At 69.1% G+C, this 15,816-nt stretch carries 15 protein-coding genes; 7 read left to right on the top strand and 8 right to left on the bottom strand.

Features of this window, described 5'->3' with window-relative positions; genetic code table 11:
- Positions 1 to 41: 41 nt before the first annotated feature.
- The 5 genes from CEG14_RS13390 to CEG14_RS13410 all read right to left on the bottom strand — a co-directional run bounded on the left by CEG14_RS13390 (position 42) and on the right by CEG14_RS13410 (position 5,150).
- A complete protein-coding gene (locus CEG14_RS13390) occupies positions 42 to 1,331 on the bottom strand; it encodes a TRAP transporter large permease (protein WP_094826835.1) in 1,290 nt (429 codons plus the stop codon).
- A 3-nt stretch (positions 1,332 to 1,334) separates the two neighbouring features.
- Positions 1,335 to 1,943 carry a TRAP transporter small permease subunit gene (locus CEG14_RS13395; protein ID WP_094826836.1) on the bottom strand — a complete coding sequence of 203 codons (609 nt, stop codon included), beginning with the start codon at positions 1,941 to 1,943 and terminating at the stop codon, positions 1,335 to 1,337.
- 22 nt (positions 1,944 to 1,965) lie between these two features.
- A complete protein-coding gene (locus CEG14_RS13400) occupies positions 1,966 to 3,024 on the bottom strand; it encodes a TRAP transporter substrate-binding protein (protein WP_094826837.1) in 1,059 nt (352 codons plus the stop codon).
- Between the two features lie 63 nt (positions 3,025 to 3,087).
- Positions 3,088 to 4,470 (bottom strand): amidase, encoded by a 1,383-nt coding sequence (locus tag CEG14_RS13405; RefSeq protein WP_094826838.1) that lies wholly within the window; start codon positions 4,468 to 4,470, stop codon positions 3,088 to 3,090.
- The gene (locus CEG14_RS13410) at positions 4,467 to 5,150 is read right to left on the bottom strand and encodes an RraA family protein (protein WP_094826839.1); all 684 of its coding nucleotides are present in this window, start codon (positions 5,148 to 5,150) and stop codon (positions 4,467 to 4,469) included. The genes CEG14_RS13405 and CEG14_RS13410 overlap by 4 nt, the downstream gene beginning before the upstream one ends.
- A 114-nt stretch (positions 5,151 to 5,264) precedes the next feature.
- On the opposite strand from CEG14_RS13410, the gene CEG14_RS13415 reads away from it, so the two are divergent.
- On the top strand, positions 5,265 to 6,197 hold the full coding sequence (locus tag CEG14_RS13415; RefSeq protein WP_094826840.1) for a LysR family transcriptional regulator: 933 nt from the start codon (positions 5,265 to 5,267) through the stop codon (positions 6,195 to 6,197).
- A 69-nt stretch (positions 6,198 to 6,266) separates the two neighbouring features.
- Here CEG14_RS13415 and CEG14_RS13420 read toward each other — a convergent pair whose 3' ends face one another.
- The 3 genes from CEG14_RS13420 to CEG14_RS13430 form a co-directional block, all read right to left on the bottom strand.
- Positions 6,267 to 7,256 carry a Bug family tripartite tricarboxylate transporter substrate binding protein gene (locus CEG14_RS13420; protein ID WP_256985683.1) on the bottom strand — a complete coding sequence of 330 codons (990 nt, stop codon included), beginning with the start codon at positions 7,254 to 7,256 and terminating at the stop codon, positions 6,267 to 6,269.
- Between the two features lie 194 nt (positions 7,257 to 7,450).
- The gene (locus tag CEG14_RS13425) at positions 7,451 to 8,488 is read right to left on the bottom strand and encodes an MBL fold metallo-hydrolase (protein WP_094827533.1); all 1,038 of its coding nucleotides are present in this window, start codon (positions 8,486 to 8,488) and stop codon (positions 7,451 to 7,453) included.
- Positions 8,489 to 8,633: 145 nt separating this feature from the next.
- Positions 8,634 to 9,203: a TetR/AcrR family transcriptional regulator gene (locus tag CEG14_RS13430; protein ID WP_094826842.1), complete on the bottom strand. Its 570-nt coding sequence runs from the start codon at positions 9,201 to 9,203 to the stop codon at positions 8,634 to 8,636.
- 238 nt (positions 9,204 to 9,441) lie between these two features.
- Between CEG14_RS13430 and CEG14_RS13435 the strand changes: the two genes are divergently transcribed.
- The 6 genes from CEG14_RS13435 to CEG14_RS13460 are packed head-to-tail and all read left to right on the top strand — an operon-like array spanning position 9,442 to position 15,814.
- Positions 9,442 to 10,425, top strand: coding sequence for a LysR family transcriptional regulator (locus CEG14_RS13435; protein ID WP_094826843.1), 984 nt, complete (start codon positions 9,442 to 9,444; stop codon positions 10,423 to 10,425).
- The gene (locus CEG14_RS13440) at positions 10,422 to 11,915 is read left to right on the top strand and encodes a flavin-containing monooxygenase (RefSeq protein WP_094826844.1); all 1,494 of its coding nucleotides are present in this window, start codon (positions 10,422 to 10,424) and stop codon (positions 11,913 to 11,915) included. The genes CEG14_RS13435 and CEG14_RS13440 overlap by 4 nt, the downstream gene beginning before the upstream one ends.
- Positions 11,912 to 12,886, top strand: a complete 975-nt coding sequence (locus tag CEG14_RS13445; protein WP_094826845.1) for an ABC transporter permease — start codon at positions 11,912 to 11,914, stop codon at positions 12,884 to 12,886. The genes CEG14_RS13440 and CEG14_RS13445 overlap by 4 nt, the downstream gene beginning before the upstream one ends.
- On the top strand, positions 12,883 to 13,806 hold the full coding sequence (locus CEG14_RS13450) for an ABC transporter permease (RefSeq protein ID WP_094826846.1): 924 nt from the start codon (positions 12,883 to 12,885) through the stop codon (positions 13,804 to 13,806). The genes CEG14_RS13445 and CEG14_RS13450 overlap by 4 nt, the downstream gene beginning before the upstream one ends.
- Complete coding sequence (locus CEG14_RS13455) at positions 13,803 to 14,813, top strand: ABC transporter ATP-binding protein (RefSeq protein ID WP_094826847.1); 1,011 nt, start codon at positions 13,803 to 13,805, stop codon at positions 14,811 to 14,813. The genes CEG14_RS13450 and CEG14_RS13455 overlap by 4 nt, the downstream gene beginning before the upstream one ends.
- Entirely contained in the window at positions 14,810 to 15,814 is a 1,005-nt protein-coding gene (locus CEG14_RS13460; protein WP_094826848.1) for an ABC transporter ATP-binding protein, read from the top strand. Before CEG14_RS13455 ends, CEG14_RS13460 begins: the two co-directional genes overlap by 4 nt.
- Positions 15,815 to 15,816: the final 2 nt, after the last annotated feature.

The following is a 15,816-nucleotide window of genomic DNA, read 5'->3' on the forward strand; positions in this document are numbered from 1 at the left end:
GCTCTATATAGGAGCAAGCGGCCCCGGCACGCGTGGCCGGCTCAGAGCGTGGCCATCTGGCCCGGCAGCCACAGCGCCAGCTGCGGCGCCGCCAGCAGCAGTGCGATCATGAGCAGCAGCATGAGCAGGAACGGCAACACGCCCACCACCACGTCCATGAACTTGCCCTCGCCGCGCACGCTGTGCACCACGAAGAGGTTCATGCCGAACGGCGGCGTCAGCTGTCCCATCTCGCACAGCACGATCAGCAGCACGCCGAACCACACCGGGTCGTAGCCCAGGGCCACCACGATCGGCACGGTAAGGGGCGCGGTGGTGACCAGCATGGCCAGCGTGTCCATGAAGCAGCCCAGCAGGATGTAGAACAGGATGATGGCCAGCATCATGCCCAGCGGCGGCAGATCCAGGCCGGACACCGTGTCGACCAGCATCGTGGTCAGCCCGATGGACGACAGCACGAAGTTCAGGAAGAACGCCGCCAGCGTGATGAGGATGATCATGCCGGTGGTGCGCAGCGTCGCCTCGAAGGCGCGGCCCAGCATCTCCCAGGTGAGCACGCGCTTGTAGGCGCACAGCAGCGTGGCCGCGACCACGCCGAGCGCGGCCGACTCGCTGGCCGTGGCGATGCCGCCGTAGATCACGCCGATCACCAGCGCGAAGATGGCCAGCGGCGGCAACAGGTGCGGCAGCGCCGCGATGCGCTCGGCCCATGTCACGCTCGGGCGCTTGCCGGCCAGCCCCGGGCGCCACAGGCACAGCCCCACGATCAGCGCGATGAACAGCGAGGTGAGCAGCACGCCGGGCAACGTCGCGGCGAGATAGAGCTTGGGCACCGACACGTTGGCGATCAGCGCGTAGACGATCATGTTGATCGACGGCGGGATCAGGATGCCCAGCGTGCCGCCGGCGGCGATCGAGCCGAGGAAGAGCGGCGCGTTGTAGCCCGACTTGCGCTGCTCGGGCAGCGCCAGCGTGGCAATCGTGGCGGCGGTGGCCACGCTGGAGCCGCTGGTCGCGGAGAACATGGCCGAGGCGCCGATGTTGGCGTTCATCAGGCCGCCCGGCAGCCACGACACCCACTTCGATACGGCGCCATACATGCGCCCGGCCACGCCGGAATGCACCAGCAGCTCGCCCATCAGCACATACAGCGGAATCGCCACCAGCAGGAACTCTGCGCTGGTGCCCCAGGCCAGCTCGCCGATGGCGTTGGTGAGCTTGAGCGGCGAGTACACGCCGGCCAGGCTCATGCCCAGCAGGCCCACCGTCGCGGCGGCCGTCACGCTCAGCGCCAGCAGGCCGAGCAGCATGGAAATCGTCATCATCAACATGGCTCACTCCTGAGGTTGCGGCCGCACGGGCACGGGGACATCGGCGGTCTCTTCTTCGATCCCCTCCTCCACCGAATGAATGCCGATCAACGCGTTGACCGCCTGCCAGCGCCCCTTCATCACGCGCGCCAGCGCGCAGGCGCCCAGCACCACGATGGTGAGCAGGAAGAAGGCATAGCCGGCGAACCACAGCGATTGCGGGATCCACTGCGGCACCTGCAGCGGCGTGTTCGACACCGACTGGAAGTGGATGGAATCGACCAGCACGAACCAGGCATGCCAGGTCAGCGTGCCGACGAAGACGCCCAGGCAGACGAGTGCAAACACGTCGAGCACGACGCGCGTCCTGGGCGACAGGTGGGTGTAGACCACGTCGACCCGGATGTGCGAGCGCCGCAGCAGCGTGATCGGGAAGGCCCAGGCGCTGGCGACGGCCAGGGTGTAGCCCGCGAGTTCGTCGGCGCCGCCGAGCGACACGCCGGCCAGCTTGCGCGCGGCCAGGTCGATCACGATGAGCCACGAGACGAGCAGCAGCCCGATCCCGCCGATCCAGGCGCCGATGCGGGCCACGCGTTCGAGCAGGCGCAGCGAACCATGCGTTTCTGTTGTCATGAGAGTTCCTTGATGTGTCGGATCAGCGCAGCTGCACGTCCAGCGCCTTGCCCACCGAATCGCTCCAGCGGGCCGCGCAGTCCTGCCCGCAGCGGCGCGCCCAGCGGCTCGCCATGTCGGTGGCCACCTCGCGCAGCGTGGCGCGCTCGGCTTCGGTCGGCGCGGTCGCCTTCATGTCGGCGGGAGTGTGGATGCGGCATTCGCCCACGCCCGTGTTGCAGGCCAGCGCGTAGTCCCCCTCGCGGCCGGTCTCTTCCCACAGGCGCGCTTCGAGCACCTCGGCCTCGGTGAGCATGAACTGCTGCACGGCCGGATCGAGCTTCTGCCAGCGGCGCTCGGCGATCGCATAGAAGCCGATCGACCAGTCGATGGGCAGCAGGTAGAGGTTCTTCGCCACGTCGTACCACTTGGCGGCGTTGCCCGAGCCGATGCCCGTCACCGCGCAGTCGACCACGCCGGTCTGCAGCGCGGGAATGACCTCGGCAAACGGAATCGTGACCGGCGAGGCGCCGAGCGCGCGCACGTACTCGGCCATGTTGCTGCCGCGGGTGCGCACCTTGCGGCCCTTCAGGTCGGTCAGCGACTTCACCGGCGCGCGGCAGAAGAACACCTGCGCCGTGTACGGCACGGTGGCGAGCAGGCGCACGCCGTGGCGCTCGAGCATGCGCTGCGCCAGCACCGGGCGATAGGCCGCCACCATCTTGCGCGCGGTGGCGAAGTCCGGCGCCATGCCCGGCAGGTCCACGCCCTCGAAGGTGGGATCGTCGCCGCTCACGAAGGCGAACACGCCCATGCCCACGTCGAGCGCGCCGGCGCGCATGAGGCGCACGATCTCGGGGCCCTTGAGGCCGCTCTCCGAAAGGCCGATCAGCTCCGCGGTCACCTTGCCGCCCGAGGCCGTTGGCAGGGTCTTTTCCCAGAACGGCTTCTCGACGGCCGAGAAGGTGTAGTTGTGGCTGCCGCCGCCCACGACCGCGAAGTGGGTCTCGGGCAGGGCCGCGCCCTCGGCGCGGGCCGGGCCGGTCGTGGCGAACGAGGTCGCGACGGCCGCCAGCAGCGCCGCCAGAATGCTGCGTTTCATGTTTCCCCCCTGTTGTCAGTAGCGGCACGCGCATCGCGCGCGTGCCCCGGATGCGGCGCCGGGTTACGCCGAGTCCGCCGGTGCGCGCACGTCGGCGCGCTCGCGATGCCAGTCGGTATGGCGCTGGAACACCTCCGCGAGATAGAGCGCGAGCCGGTCCTCGCCGCCCGGGCACAGGATTTGCAGCCCGGTCGGCAGGCCGGCGTCGTCGCGGCCGTTGGGCACCGACACGCCGCACATCTGCAGCAGATTGCCGATGCGCGTGTAGTGCACGGGCGCGTTGCCGTGGTCCACCTCGGTGAGCGGCAGCGCGGTGGTGAGCGTGGTCGGCGTGAGCAGGCCGGCCACGCCCTGCAGGCGTGCTTCCATCGCGGCCTGGAGGCGGTCGCGCTCGCGCAGCGCGGCCAGGTAGCGCACCGCCGGCACCTCGAGGCCGACCAGCATGCGCGGGCGCACCGAATCATCCACCGGCAGGTCGAGGTCGGTCATTTCGCGCTCGAACGAAGCCACGCCCTCGGTCATCATGATGTCGCCGGTCACCGCCTTGAACGCCGCGAGCGTCGCGGGCGGCGTGATCTCGACGATCTGCGCGCCCAGGCTGCGATAGAGCGCCACCGATTCCTCGTAGGCCGCGCGCACGGCCGGCGAGACGTCGGCGAGGAACGCGTCCGGCAGGCGGCCCAGCGTGGCGCCGGCGATGCCGAAGCGCGACGCATCGAGCGGCTCGCGCCACTCGCCGGGCTCGGCGGGCACCAGCGCGTCGAACACGAGGCGCGCATCGGCCGCGCTATGGGCGAAGATGCCGACGCTGTCGAGCGTCTGGCTCAGCGTGACCACGCCCTGCGACGAGATGCGACCCACGGTGGGCTTGAGGCCGGTGATGCCGCAGTAGCTTGCCGGCACGCGCACCGAGCCGCCAGTGTCGGTGCCGATGGCGGCGGGCGCGAGCCGCCCGGCCACGGCTACGGCCGAGCCGCTGCTCGAGCCGCCCGGGATGCGATGCACGGCGTCGTCCCAGGGATTGCGCGGCGTGCCCATGTGCTGGTTCGGGCCCCAGGCGCCCATGGCGAACTGCACCATGTGGGTCTTGCCCAGGATGATGGCGCCCACCTGCTGCAGCTGCTGCACGAGCTCGGCGGTGCGGGTGGCGATGGTGTCGGCGTGGATCGGCGAGCCGATCGTGGTGGGCCGCCCGGCGATGTCGATCAGGTCTTTCAGGGCGATCGGCACGCCGTGCAAGGGGCCGAGCCAGATGCCCTGGTCGAGTTGCAGGTCGGCCGCGCGCGCGGCGTCCAGCGCCTCCTCGGCATAGACCGCCACGTAGGCGTGCAGCCAGGTGTCGAGCGCGGCGATGCGCGCCAGGTAGTCGGCGACCAGCGTTTCGGCGCGCAACTCGCGGCGGCGCAGGCGTTCGCCGAGTTCGGTGATGTCCAGGTCGATGCTCATGCTCGGGCTCCTTGGGCGGCGGCGATGGCGCGTTCGATCAGCGCGCGCGAGCCCACGATGTCGGGGAATTTCTCGCCGGCGTGCAAGCGTGCCAGCGTGGTCTGCTCCTGGGTCTGGAACTCGATCGCCTGCTGCGCGGCGGCGCGCACCGCGCCGGGATCGAGCACCAGCACGCCGTTCTCGTCGGCCAGCACGGCGTCGCCAGCGCGCACCATCACGCCACCGCAATGGATCGTGCCGCAGAACTCGCCCTCGTGGCCCAGCAATCGGGTGGTGATCACCGACGGGCCGCGCGACCAGACCGGCATGCCATGCTGGCGCAGCTCGCCCAGGTCGGTCACCACGCCATCGACGATGATGCCGGCCACGCCGGCCTGCCTCGCGGCATACGCCATGGCGCCGCCGAACGCCGCCGTCACCGCTTCCCCGCAGCGGTCGATCACGAGCACGTCACCGGCCCGCACGCAGGCCATCGCATGGTGCAGAATGCCGCCATCGCTGCCGGGCATGCGCACGGTCACGGCGGGCCCGGCGATGCGCACGTCCTGCTGGTGTGCGCGGATGTCGTTGCGCATGAAACCATGCGTCTGGAAGTGGCCGATGGTGGCCGGCTCCGCCTTCTGCAACAGCGCCAGATCCTCGGGCGGCAGCGCAGCGGGCAAGGGATGAATCAGATACATCGTGTGTCTTCACTACAATGAGAAGGGCCGGAACCCGTTGGAAAAAAAGGTATCACGCAGGCTTTCCGGGCCAATAATCAAAGTTTCGGCGCTGTTTGAAAAAGACTTCTTATCATGCGGATAACCCTAAGCCAGCTCGAGGCCTTCTACTGGACCGCGAAGCTGGGCAGCATCCATGCCGCCGCGCGCCACCTGCACGTGACGCAGCCCGCCGTGTCGGCCCGCATCCGCGAGCTCGAAGGCGCGCTCGAGGTGCAGTTGTTCGATCGCTCGCGCCAGCGCGTGAGCCTCACCGACGTGGGCCAGTCGGCGTTGCGCCATGCCGAGAGCGCGCTGCACAGCACGCGCCAGCTCGAGCACTTCGGCAAGGACCGCAGCCTGGGCGGCAAGCTGCGCCTCGGCGCGGATGAGTGTTCGGCCAACGTGGGCCTGACCGCGGTGATCGCGCAGCTCAAGGAGCACTACCCGTCGCTCGCGCTCGAGATGACGGTGGACGTGGGCTCGGTGCTCAACAGCAAGCTCAATGCGGGCGAACTTGACATGGCGCTGCTCACCAACCCGGCCACCGGCGACGACATCACCGACGTGTTCATCGGCTGGATGACGTTTCACTGGGTCGCCTCGCCCGCGCTGCACATCACGGCCGACCCGTTTCGCGCCGAGCACGCACGCGGCCAGCACATCGCCACGCACTCGCCGCCCTCCACGCTCTACACGGTGGTGGAAAACTGGCTGGCCTCGGGCGGCGTCGACATGTCGGGGCCCAGCACCACCAACTCGCTGGCGCTGATCTCGCGCCTGATCGCGGCCGGCCATGCCATCGGCATCCTGCCCGTGCCGCTGCTGCAGGACATGCTCACGATGGGCGTGCTGCGCGCCCTGCCCGCCGACCCGCCGATTCCGCCGGCGCGCTTCTACATCTCGTACCTCACCGCCTCGCATGGCGCCCACATCGATTCCATCGTGGACATCACGCGCGACACGCTCACGCGCCTGAACTTCCTGGCGCCGATCGAGGCCGCGCCGGCACACGCCGAGCAGCCATGAACAAAGGCCGCGCATGGCGGCCCCGGGATTGCCTGCGCTGCGGCCCGCTGCGTGCGGGCCGCGTCGCGTTCAGTCGATGCGGGCGCCCGACACGCGCACCACTTCGCCCCACTTCTGCACCTCGCCGTCCACCAGCGTCACGAACTGCCTGCGGTCGGTGAGCGTGGGTATGACCAGGCCCACCGCGCCCAGCTTCTCCTGGATCGCGGGCGATTGCATGGCCGTGCGGGTGGCGTCGAAGAGCTGTTGGAACACGGGCTCCGGCAGGCCGGCCGGCGCGCTCAAGCCGAACCAGTATTCCGAGGAGAAGCCGGGATAGCCGCTCTCGGCCACGGTGGGCGTGTCGGGATAGGTCGGGTTGCGCTGCGCGCTGCCGATGGCGAGCGCGCGCAGCTTGCCAGCGCGCACGTGCGGCAGCGCCGTGTCCTGATTGACGAACAGCACGTCCACGCGGCCAGCCAGCACGTCGTTGATCGCGGCCGAGCCGCCGTTGTAGGGTACGTGCATCAGGTCGAGCTTGGCGCGCTGCTTGAGCATTTCCATGCCGAGGTGGCCGGTGGTGCCGTTGCCCGACGAGGCGTAGGAATACTTGCCCGGTTGCTTGTGCACCAGCGCCACGAACTCGGCCAGGGTCTTGGCGGGAAACGCGGGCGATGTCACCAGCACGTCGGAACCGAACGCCAGGATCGCGATCTGGTCGAGCTGATCGAGCTTGTAGGGCAGCTTGCTGTAGAGGCCCTGGTTGGTGGCGATGCCCACGCCCGAGACCAGCAGCGTGTGGCCGTCGGGCCGGGCCTGGGTCACGTAGGCGGTGCCGATGTTGCTGTTGGCGCCACCTTTGTTTTCGACCACGATCGTGGTCTTGAGCACCTTGCCCATCTCGGAGGCGAGGAGCCGGCCGATGAAGTCGGTGCCGCCGCCGGCCGGGAACGGCACGACGAGGCTGATGGGCTTGTCGCCCGGAAAATCCGCTGACTGCGCGGACGGCGCGAACGCCAGGCCGGCGCACAGCACCGGCGCCATCAACTGCAGAAGCTTGCTGCGAACGGACGAAGCCATCCCTGCCTTGCGGCATGCATTACCCACGGCGTGCATGGTGTGATTCCCTTGTGTGTTATGAGGCGATCTCTGGACTGCAGGGAAAAATTAGCACGCAGCTTTCGCGTGCCAGTAATCACAAATGGGCCGTGGTTTGAGAGATTTTGCTTATTACGGGTAATCCCGGCGTGGCCGGCGGCCCGCGCCGCCGCGCGTCAATGCTCGTCTTTTTCGGCGCGCCACCACGTGCTGCCCGCGTGGGGCGCCCGCAGGTCGAGCCGCTCGCCGAACTGCGGCGTGGTGAGTGCGACGCCCGCACGCTCGGCAAGTTGCGATACCTGCTCGAAGGGGTCGTCCCAGGTGTGCAGCGCGAGGTCGAAGGTGCCGTTGTGGATCGGCATCATCCAGCGGCCGCGCAGATCGAGATGCGCCTGGACCGACTGCTCGGGCTTCATGTGGACGTAGGCCCAGTCATCGTTGTAGGCGCCCGTTTCCACGAAGGTCACGTCGAACGGGCCATAGCGCTCGCCGATCTGGCGAAAGCCCGCGTGATAGCCGGTGTCGCCGCTGAAGAAAAGGCGCAGGCCCTCGTCGAGGATCACCCACGAGGCCCACAGCGTGCGGTTGCCGTCGCGCAGGCCGCGACCGGAGAAGTGCTGCGCGGGCGTGGCGACGAAGCGCGTCCCGTCGATCTCGGTGCCGTCCCACCAATCGAACTGGCGCACGCGCGCGGCGGGCACGCCCCAGTCGATGAGGCGGTCGCCCACGCCCAGCGGCGTGAGGAACCAGTCGACCCGCTCGGCCAGATACCGGATGGTGGCGTGATCGAGGTGATCGTAATGGTCGTGCGAGAGCAGCACGCCGCGGATGGGCGGCAGATCGGCCAGCGCGATCGGCGGCGCGTGAAAGCGCTTGGGGCCGGCCCATTGCACCGGCGAGGCGCGCTCGGAAAAGACGGGATCGGTGAGCCACCAGCCGCCCGCGAGCTTGATCAACATGGTGGAATGCCCGAGCCGATACAGGCTGCCCTGCGGCGCCGCGGCCAGCGCCGCCTGCGTCAGGGGCTGCACCGGCACCGCGCGATCGGGCCGCGTGCCGGCGGGTTTGTCGAACAGGAAGGTCCAGAAGATGCGCAGCGTCTTGCCCCACGAATCCCGGGGCTTGGCGACCGGATTGCCGAAGCCCGCGTCGGTGGCTTGCGGCGAGGCCGGGTAGCCGGTGACCGGCGTACGGGTGAACTGGCAGGCGGTCATGAAGAGCACTCCAAGAATGACGATGGCGAACAGGCCGGCACGGACGGGAAAGGACATGGTTGCGGCGGCAACGACTTCGACGAAGAAAACGGTTGCGGACAGATCAATGAGTGATTGTTCGCTCATTCAATAGTCCAAAAAAAATTCAACGCTGGATGCCGCGCCAGAACAGCTCGAAGGCCGCCTGGGCATAGGCCTCGCGCTGCGCCGGCTCGGCGGTGATCGCGTCCAGCGTGGTTTCGAGCAGGCTGATGAACACCTGCTCCAGATAAAACGGCATGCGCTCGGCCTGCACGTGCGGGGCCAGCCCCGCCTGCAGCCGCGCGAGCACGTCGGCAAACAAGGCGCTGCACCGCGCCCGCGTGTCGGTGCCGATGCGCTGCGAGACTTTCAACTGGCGCAGCGCGCGGCGGTCGATCGGGCGCGCCAGCCCCCAGGCGATCAGCGCATGCCACAGATGATGCAGTTGCGCATGCCCGTCGCCATCGGCCGGATAGGCCGCCTCGAGCGCCTGCGACAGGCGCGTCTCCAGTTGCTCGAACACGGCGTTGAGCAGCACGTCCTTGTTCTCGAAATAGATGAACAACGTGCCTTCGGCCACCCGGGCGGCGCGTGCGATCTGCGCGGTGGACGCACCCGTGCCCTGCTCCGCCACCAGGCGGGCGGCGGCATCGAGGATCGCTTCGCGCTTGAGGTCGCTCAACGGACGGGCCATGGATCGCGTAATCTGAAATGAGTGAGTGGTTTCTCATTTATAAATCAGACTGGCCTGATACGCAAGATTATTCATTTCGAGAGGGGCGTGTCGGAGTCGCCCCGCGCCGGCTGCCGCAGTCTGCCCCGCCTTCTCGCCGGCTGTGAGCGGCTCATAGGGTATTTGCTTATACGGTTTAATTATTTGTGAAGCGCATACTTGATCGGCAAGAATTCATTCTGAGCATAAAAAGTATCAGATGGAATTACGGCAACTCGAGGCCTTCGCGGCCGTCATGTCTACCGGCAGCGTCACCGCCGCCGGGCGACTGCTCGGCCGATCGCAACCCGCGATCAGCCGGCTCATCCAGGATCTGGAGGCCGAGCTGGGCTACGCGCTGTTCGCGCGCAGCGGACCGCGGGTGATGCCGAGCGAGCAGGGTTTCCTGCTCTATGAAGACGTGGAGCCCACGCTCGCCAATCTGCAGCAGTTGCAGGCGCGCGCCCGCCAGATCGGTGCCGGCACGCCCCGCCCGTTGCGGCTGGCCGCCACGCCCGCGCTCGCGGCCGGCCTGCTGCCGCACGCGATTGCCCGTGCCGAAGCCTGTTTCGGCGCACGCGCCGCGCAGGTGCGCAGCGCCTCGCCCGAACGCGTGATCCAGGCCGTGTTGAACGGCTCGGCGCAATTGGGCGTGACCAGCCTGCCGCTCGAACATCGCGGCCTCACCGTGCACTGGATCGGCGAAGCCCCCTGTGTGCTGGCCCTGCCCGACGACGATCCCCTCGCCACGCTGCCCGTGGTGCCGCTGGCCCGCCTGGCCGGGCGCCGCGTGATCACGATGGCCAATCCGTATCGGCTGCGCCATCGGCTCGACCAGGCGCTCGCCAGCGCCGGCGCCGGTTGCGGCGACACCTTGATCGAGACCAATGCCTCGGTCAACGCGCTGGCGTCGGTGCGCTGCGGCCTGGGCGTGGCCCTGCTCGAACCCGTGTCCGCCTACGGCACGCCGCTGGCCGGCGTGGCGATCCGTCCCATCGATACGCACATCCCGTTTTTCTTCGGTGTCATCACCCCGCAGGCCGCGCAACTCGGCGCCGACCTGCCGGTGCTGGCGCAGACGCTGGCCGACAGCGCCCGCGACCTGCTGCCGGATCTGAAGCTGCACGAGGCCAGCGCACACGCCAGCCTGCTGCACCAGATCCATGGCGATGACGCCCCCTCGTTGGAATCCGCAGCATCATGACTGACCACACCGCGCCCTTGCAGGCGCCCTTGCAGGCGGCCTCGCAGGCGCCCTCGCCCACCGGTCTGCCCGCGCTCGAGGCACGCCTGCGCCAGGATCTCGCCTGGCTCGAACTGCCCGCGAAAGCGTGGGTGCCCGCGCGCACCCTGGGCGAGCAGGACGTGCTCGACGTCGCCGTGATCGGCGGCGGCATGGCCGGCCTCGCGGCCGCGGCCTCGCTGCGCAATCTGGGCGTGCGCGCCGTGATCTTCGACCGTTCGCCGGAAGGCTTCGAGGGCCCCTGGGCCACGACCGCGCGCATGGAGACCCTGCGTTCGCCCAAGCAGCTCACCGGCCCCGCGCTCGGCCTGCCGGCGCTCACGTTCCGCGCCTGGTTCGAGGCCCAGTTCGGCGTCGAGGCGTGGGAAGCGCTGGACAAGATTCCGCGCCTGCAATGGATGGATTATCTGCGCTGGTACCGCAAAGTGCTGGCCATCGACGTGCGCAACGAGCACAGCGTGCGCGCCGTGCATCCGCGCGCCGATGGCGTGGTGCAGCTCGATCTCGACACGCCCGCCGGCGCGCTGACGGTGCTGGCGCGCCGCGTGGTGCTGGCCACCGGCCGCGACGGCCTGGGCGGCGCCTACGTGCCGCCGCTGGCCGACGCGCTGCCGCGCGACCGTTGGGCCCATTCCTCGGACGCCTACGATTACGCCGCGCTGGCCGGCAAGCGGGTGGGCGTGGTCGGCGCCGGCGCGTCGGCGATGGACAGCGCGGCCACCGCGCTCGAGGCCGGCGCCGCCAGCGTCGACCTGCTGATCCGCCGCGCCGACATTCCGCGCATCAACAAGGGCAAGGGCGCCGGCAGTCCCGGCCTGACCCACGGCCACCTGACACTGCCCGACGACTGGAAGTGGAAGATCCGCCACTACATCAACGTGCAGCAGGTGCCGCCGCCGCGCGGCAGCACGCTGCGCGTGTCGCGCCATCCGAATGCGCGCTTCAACCTCGGCGCCGCCGTGCTGGACGCCCGGATGGACGGCGACGAGATCAAGGCGACCACGCCCAAGGGCGTGTTCCGCGTCGACTTCCTGATCTTCTCGACCGGCTTTCGCATCGACTGGCAGGCGCGTCCGGAGTTTGCGGCCTTCGCCGATGCCGTGCGCATCTGGGGCGACCGCTACACGCCCGCCCCCGGCGATGAAGACCAGGAGCTGCACGACTCGCCCGACCTCGGCCCGGCGTTCGAATTCCAGGAAAAGACGCCCGGCGCCTGTCCGGGCCTGAACCGGGTGCACTGCTTCTGCTACCCGGCCGCGCTGTCGCACGGCACGGTCTCGGGCGACATCCCGGCGGTCAGCGAGGGCGCGCGCCGCCTGGCGCAGGGCATCGCCGGCTTGCTGTATCACGAAGACGCCGACGTGCACTTCGCCAACATGCAGACCTTCGGCGAGCCCGAGGTCTTCGGCGACGAATGGGTGCCGGCGCCCCCGCCCGAGGAGCGCGCATGACGCTCTGGCTCTTGCGCCGCCTGGCCCAGGCGGTCGTGGTCGTGCTGCTGATGACCCTGATCGTGTTTGTCGGCCTGCACGCCATCGGCAACCCGGTCGACATCCTGATCGGCCAGGACGTGGACCAGGTCGACCGCGCCCGCATCATCGCCGAGCTGGGCCTGGACCAGCCGCTCTGGCGCCAGTACATCGGCTTCCTGAACGGCGCGCTGCACGGCAACCTCGGCAATAGTTTCGTGTACAACATTCCCGCGGTGGAGCTGATCCTGCAGCGCCTGCCGGCCACGCTCGAGCTGGCGGTGACGGCGCTGGTGCTGGCGGTGCTGATCGGCCTGCCGCTCGGTCTGTTCGCCGGCCTCTACCCCGAGAATCCGGTGTCGCGCATCATCATGACCGGCAGCATCGTGGGCTTCTCGCTGCCCACGTTCTGGGTCGGGCTGATGCTCATCATGGCGTTCTCGGTGTCGCTCGGCTGGCTGCCCGCCAGCGGCCGCGGCGAGACCGTGAGGTGGCTCGGAGCGCAGTGGTCGTTCCTCACGCTGGATGGCTGGCGCCACATGCTGCTGCCCGCCATCAATCTGTCGCTGTTCAAAATCTCGCTGGTGATCCGCCTGACCCGCGCCGGCGTGCGCGAGGTGCTGCCGCTCGACTACGTGAAGTTCGCGCGCGCCAAGGGCCTGTCGCCGCTGCGCGTGATCGGCGTGCACGTGCTGCGCAACACGCTGATCCCGCTGGTCACGGTGCTCGGGCTGGAGCTGGGCTCGACCATCGCCTTCGCGGTCGTCACCGAAAGCATCTTCTCCTGGCCCGGCGCCGGCAAGCTGATCCTGGACAGCATCAATGCGCTGGATCGCCCGGTGATCGTGTCGTACCTCGTGGTGGTGGTGTGCCTGTTCGTGACGCTCAACCTGATCGTGGACATTCTGTATAAAGTGCTGGACCCGCGCGTCCGGCTGGAGGGCGCGCAATGAGCGGCTCCGTAACGACGCCGGCCGCCGCGCCGGTCGAGCTCAGGCGCGAATCGCCGTGGCGCCGCAACGTGGCCGAGTTCATGCGTTCGCGCACGGCCGTGGTCGGCCTGATCGTGGCGCTGCTGCTGATCCTGGCCGCGCTGCTCGCGCCCTGGATCACGCCGCAGAACCCCTATGACCTGAACCAGCTCGACGTGCTGGACGCGCGCCTGCCGCCCGGCACCGAGAACGGCCTGGCCACGTTCACCTACTGGCTGGGCACCGACGGCCAGGGCCGCGACCTCTATTCGAGCATCCTGTATGGACTGCGCATCAGCCTGATGGTGGGCGTGGGCTCGGCGCTGATCGCCGGCCTGGTCGGCACGCTGCTCGGCCTGCTGGCCGCGTATGCCGGCGGTCGCGTCGACGCGCTCATCATGCGCGTGGTCGACCTGATCCTGTCGTTCCCCTCGATCCTGGTGGCGATGATGATCCTCGCCTACCTCGGCAAGGGAGTGGGCAACGTGGTGCTGACGCTGGTGATGCTGGAGTGGGCGTACTACGCCCGCACCGCGCGCGGCCAGGCCCTGGTGGAACGCCGCCGCGAATACGTGGAGGCCGCGCGCTGCCTCGACATCCCGAACTGGCGCATCGTGCTGCGCCACATCCTGCCGAACTGCCTGCCGCCGCTGATCGTGATCGGCACGCTGCAGATCGCGCGCGCCATCACGCTGGAGGCCACGCTGAGCTTCCTGGGCCTGGGCGTGCCGGTCACCGAGCCCTCGCTCGGCCTGCTGATCTCGAACGGCTACCAGACCATGCTGTCGGGCCAGTACTGGATCAGCTTCTATCCCGGCATCGCCCTGCTCGTCACGCTGATCGCCATCAATCTGGTGGGCGACCGCCTGCGCGACGTGCTCAACCCGAGGACCCACAAATGAGCGCCGGCACGAGTTCCCCGGCGATCACGCTGGAGGTGCGCAACCTGCGCACCCACTTCCATACCCGCGCCGGCGTGCTGCCGGCCGTGGACGACGTGTCGTTCACGCTGGAGCGCGGCAAGATCCTCGGCCTGGTCGGCGAGTCCGGGTCGGGCAAGTCGGTGACCGGCTTCTCGATCATGGGGCTGGTCGACGCGCCGGGCCGCATCGAGCCCGGCAGCAGCATTTTGTTCCAGGGCCGCGACCTCACCCGACTGCCGCCGCGCGAGCTGCGCCAGTTGCAGGGCAACCGTATCGCGATGATCTTCCAGGATCCGATGATGACGCTCAACCCGGTGTTGCGCGTGGATGCCCAGATGATCGAGGCGGTGCGCGCCCACACCCGGGTGAGCCGCGCCGAGGCGCGCGAGCGCGCCCGCGACACGCTCGGCATGATGGGCATCCCGAGCCCCGAGGAACGGCTGCTGGCCTACCCGCACCAGCTCTCCGGCGGCATGCGCCAGCGCGTGGCGATCGCCATCGCGATGCTGCACCGGCCCGACCTCATCATCGCCGACGAGCCGACCACGGCGCTCGACGTGACGATCCAGGCGCAGATCCTGTCGGAAGTGCAGAACCTGGCGCGCCAGCACGGCACCAGCCTGATCTGGATCACGCACGACCTGTCGGTGGTGGCCGGCCTGGCCGACGACGTGGCGGTGATGTACGCCGGCCGCAGCGTGGAGTACGGCAAGGTCGACCCGGTGCTGGATGCGCCGCTGCACCCCTACACGGCGGGCCTGATCGGCAGCCTGCCCAGCAACAACCAGCGCGGCCAGCGGCTGCGCCAGATTCCCGGCATGACGCCCAATTTGCTATCCCTGCCCGCCGGCTGTGCCTTCTCGGCCCGCTGCGCGCGCGCCACGGCAGCCTGTGGCGAACGCCCGGCGCTGACCGAGCCCCTGCCCGAGCGCCTCGTGCGCTGCTTCCATCCGGCCATCACGCCGATCGTGGAGGTGACGGCATGAGCGAGATCACCCCGCTGATCGAACTGACCGGCGTCAGCAAGCGCTTCGGCGAGCGGCCCGTGGGCCGGGTCGAGCGCCTGCTCGGCCGTGCCGGCCTGGCCAAGCCGCCCGCCGTGACCCGCGCCGTGGATGGCGTGGACCTGATCGTGCGCCCCGGCGAAGTGGTGGGCCTGGTGGGCGAATCGGGTTGCGGCAAGTCGACCCTGGGCCGCATCGCGGCCGGCCTGCTCGCGCCCACCGACGGCGAGGTGCGCGTCAATGGCCGCACGCCCGAGGAAATGAGCCGCGAGGAAGCGCGCCGCGCGCGCCTGAAAGTGCAGATGATCTTCCAGGATCCGTACGCCAGCCTCAATCCGCGCCTGCGCGTGGACGAGATCGTGGGCGAGGCAGCGCGCATCCATGGCCTGACCGATCGCGCCGGCTTCGACGACTACGTGAGCGAGCAGTTGCGCCGCGCGGGCCTCGACCCGGCCCTGCGCCAGCGTTATCCGCACCAGTTCAGCGGCGGCCAGCGCCAGCGCATCGGCATCGCGCGCGCCCTCGCGGTGCAGCCCGACATGCTGGTGTGCGACGAGGCCGTGGCCGCGCTCGACGTATCGATCCAGGCGCAGATCCTGAACCTCTTCATGGACCTGCGCGAAGACCTCAACCTGACCTATCTGTTCATCAGCCACGACCTGGGCGTGGTGGAACACGTGTCGGACCGCGTGGTCATCATGTATCTCGGCCGCGTGGTGGAGTCCGCGCCGGTGGCCGAGGTGTTCAGCCACGCGAATCATCCCTATACCCAGGCGCTGCTGGCGGAAATCCCGCGCATGGATGCGCGCCACAAGACCTTCACCGCGATCAAGGGCGAGATTCCCAGCCCGCTCGCCCCGCCTTCGGGCTGCCATTTCCACCCCCGATGTCCGCACGCGATGCCGCGTTGCAAGACCGAAGTGCCCAGGCTCAAGGGCATCGCGATCAACCACCTGAGCGCCTGTCACCTCAACGACGCCTGACC

This window comes from Bordetella genomosp. 1 (assembly GCF_002261335.1).
Taxonomy (GTDB): Bacteria; Pseudomonadota; Gammaproteobacteria; order Burkholderiales; family Burkholderiaceae_B; genus Bordetella.

Bases quoted from the DNA above. Each gene is read 5' to 3' on its own strand.
- CEG14_RS13390 (WP_094826835.1), bottom strand. From the start codon at position 1,331: ATGTTGATGATGACGATTTCCATGCTGCTCGGCCTGCTGGCGCTGAGC.
- CEG14_RS13455 (WP_094826847.1), top strand. From the start codon at position 13,803: ATGAGCGCCGGCACGAGTTCCCCGGCGATCACGCTGGAGGTGCGCAAC.
- CEG14_RS13395 (WP_094826836.1), bottom strand. From the start codon at position 1,943: ATGACAACAGAAACGCATGGTTCGCTGCGCCTGCTCGAACGCGTGGCC.
- CEG14_RS13440 (WP_094826844.1), top strand. From the start codon at position 10,422: ATGACTGACCACACCGCGCCCTTGCAGGCGCCCTTGCAGGCGGCCTCG.
- CEG14_RS13435 (WP_094826843.1), top strand. From the start codon at position 9,442: ATGGAATTACGGCAACTCGAGGCCTTCGCGGCCGTCATGTCTACCGGC.
- CEG14_RS13415 (WP_094826840.1), top strand. From the start codon at position 5,265: ATGCGGATAACCCTAAGCCAGCTCGAGGCCTTCTACTGGACCGCGAAG.
- CEG14_RS13400 (WP_094826837.1), bottom strand. From the start codon at position 3,024: ATGAAACGCAGCATTCTGGCGGCGCTGCTGGCGGCCGTCGCGACCTCG.
- CEG14_RS13445 (WP_094826845.1), top strand. From the start codon at position 11,912: ATGACGCTCTGGCTCTTGCGCCGCCTGGCCCAGGCGGTCGTGGTCGTG.
- CEG14_RS13420 (WP_256985683.1), bottom strand. From the start codon at position 7,256: ATGGCTTCGTCCGTTCGCAGCAAGCTTCTGCAGTTGATGGCGCCGGTG.
- CEG14_RS13405 (WP_094826838.1), bottom strand. From the start codon at position 4,470: ATGAGCATCGACCTGGACATCACCGAACTCGGCGAACGCCTGCGCCGC.
- CEG14_RS13425 (WP_094827533.1), bottom strand. From the start codon at position 8,488: ATGACCGCCTGCCAGTTCACCCGTACGCCGGTCACCGGCTACCCGGCC.
- CEG14_RS13410 (WP_094826839.1), bottom strand. From the start codon at position 5,150: ATGTATCTGATTCATCCCTTGCCCGCTGCGCTGCCGCCCGAGGATCTG.
- CEG14_RS13460 (WP_094826848.1), top strand. From the start codon at position 14,810: ATGAGCGAGATCACCCCGCTGATCGAACTGACCGGCGTCAGCAAGCGC.
- CEG14_RS13430 (WP_094826842.1), bottom strand. From the start codon at position 9,203: ATGGCCCGTCCGTTGAGCGACCTCAAGCGCGAAGCGATCCTCGATGCC.
- CEG14_RS13450 (WP_094826846.1), top strand. From the start codon at position 12,883: ATGAGCGGCTCCGTAACGACGCCGGCCGCCGCGCCGGTCGAGCTCAGG.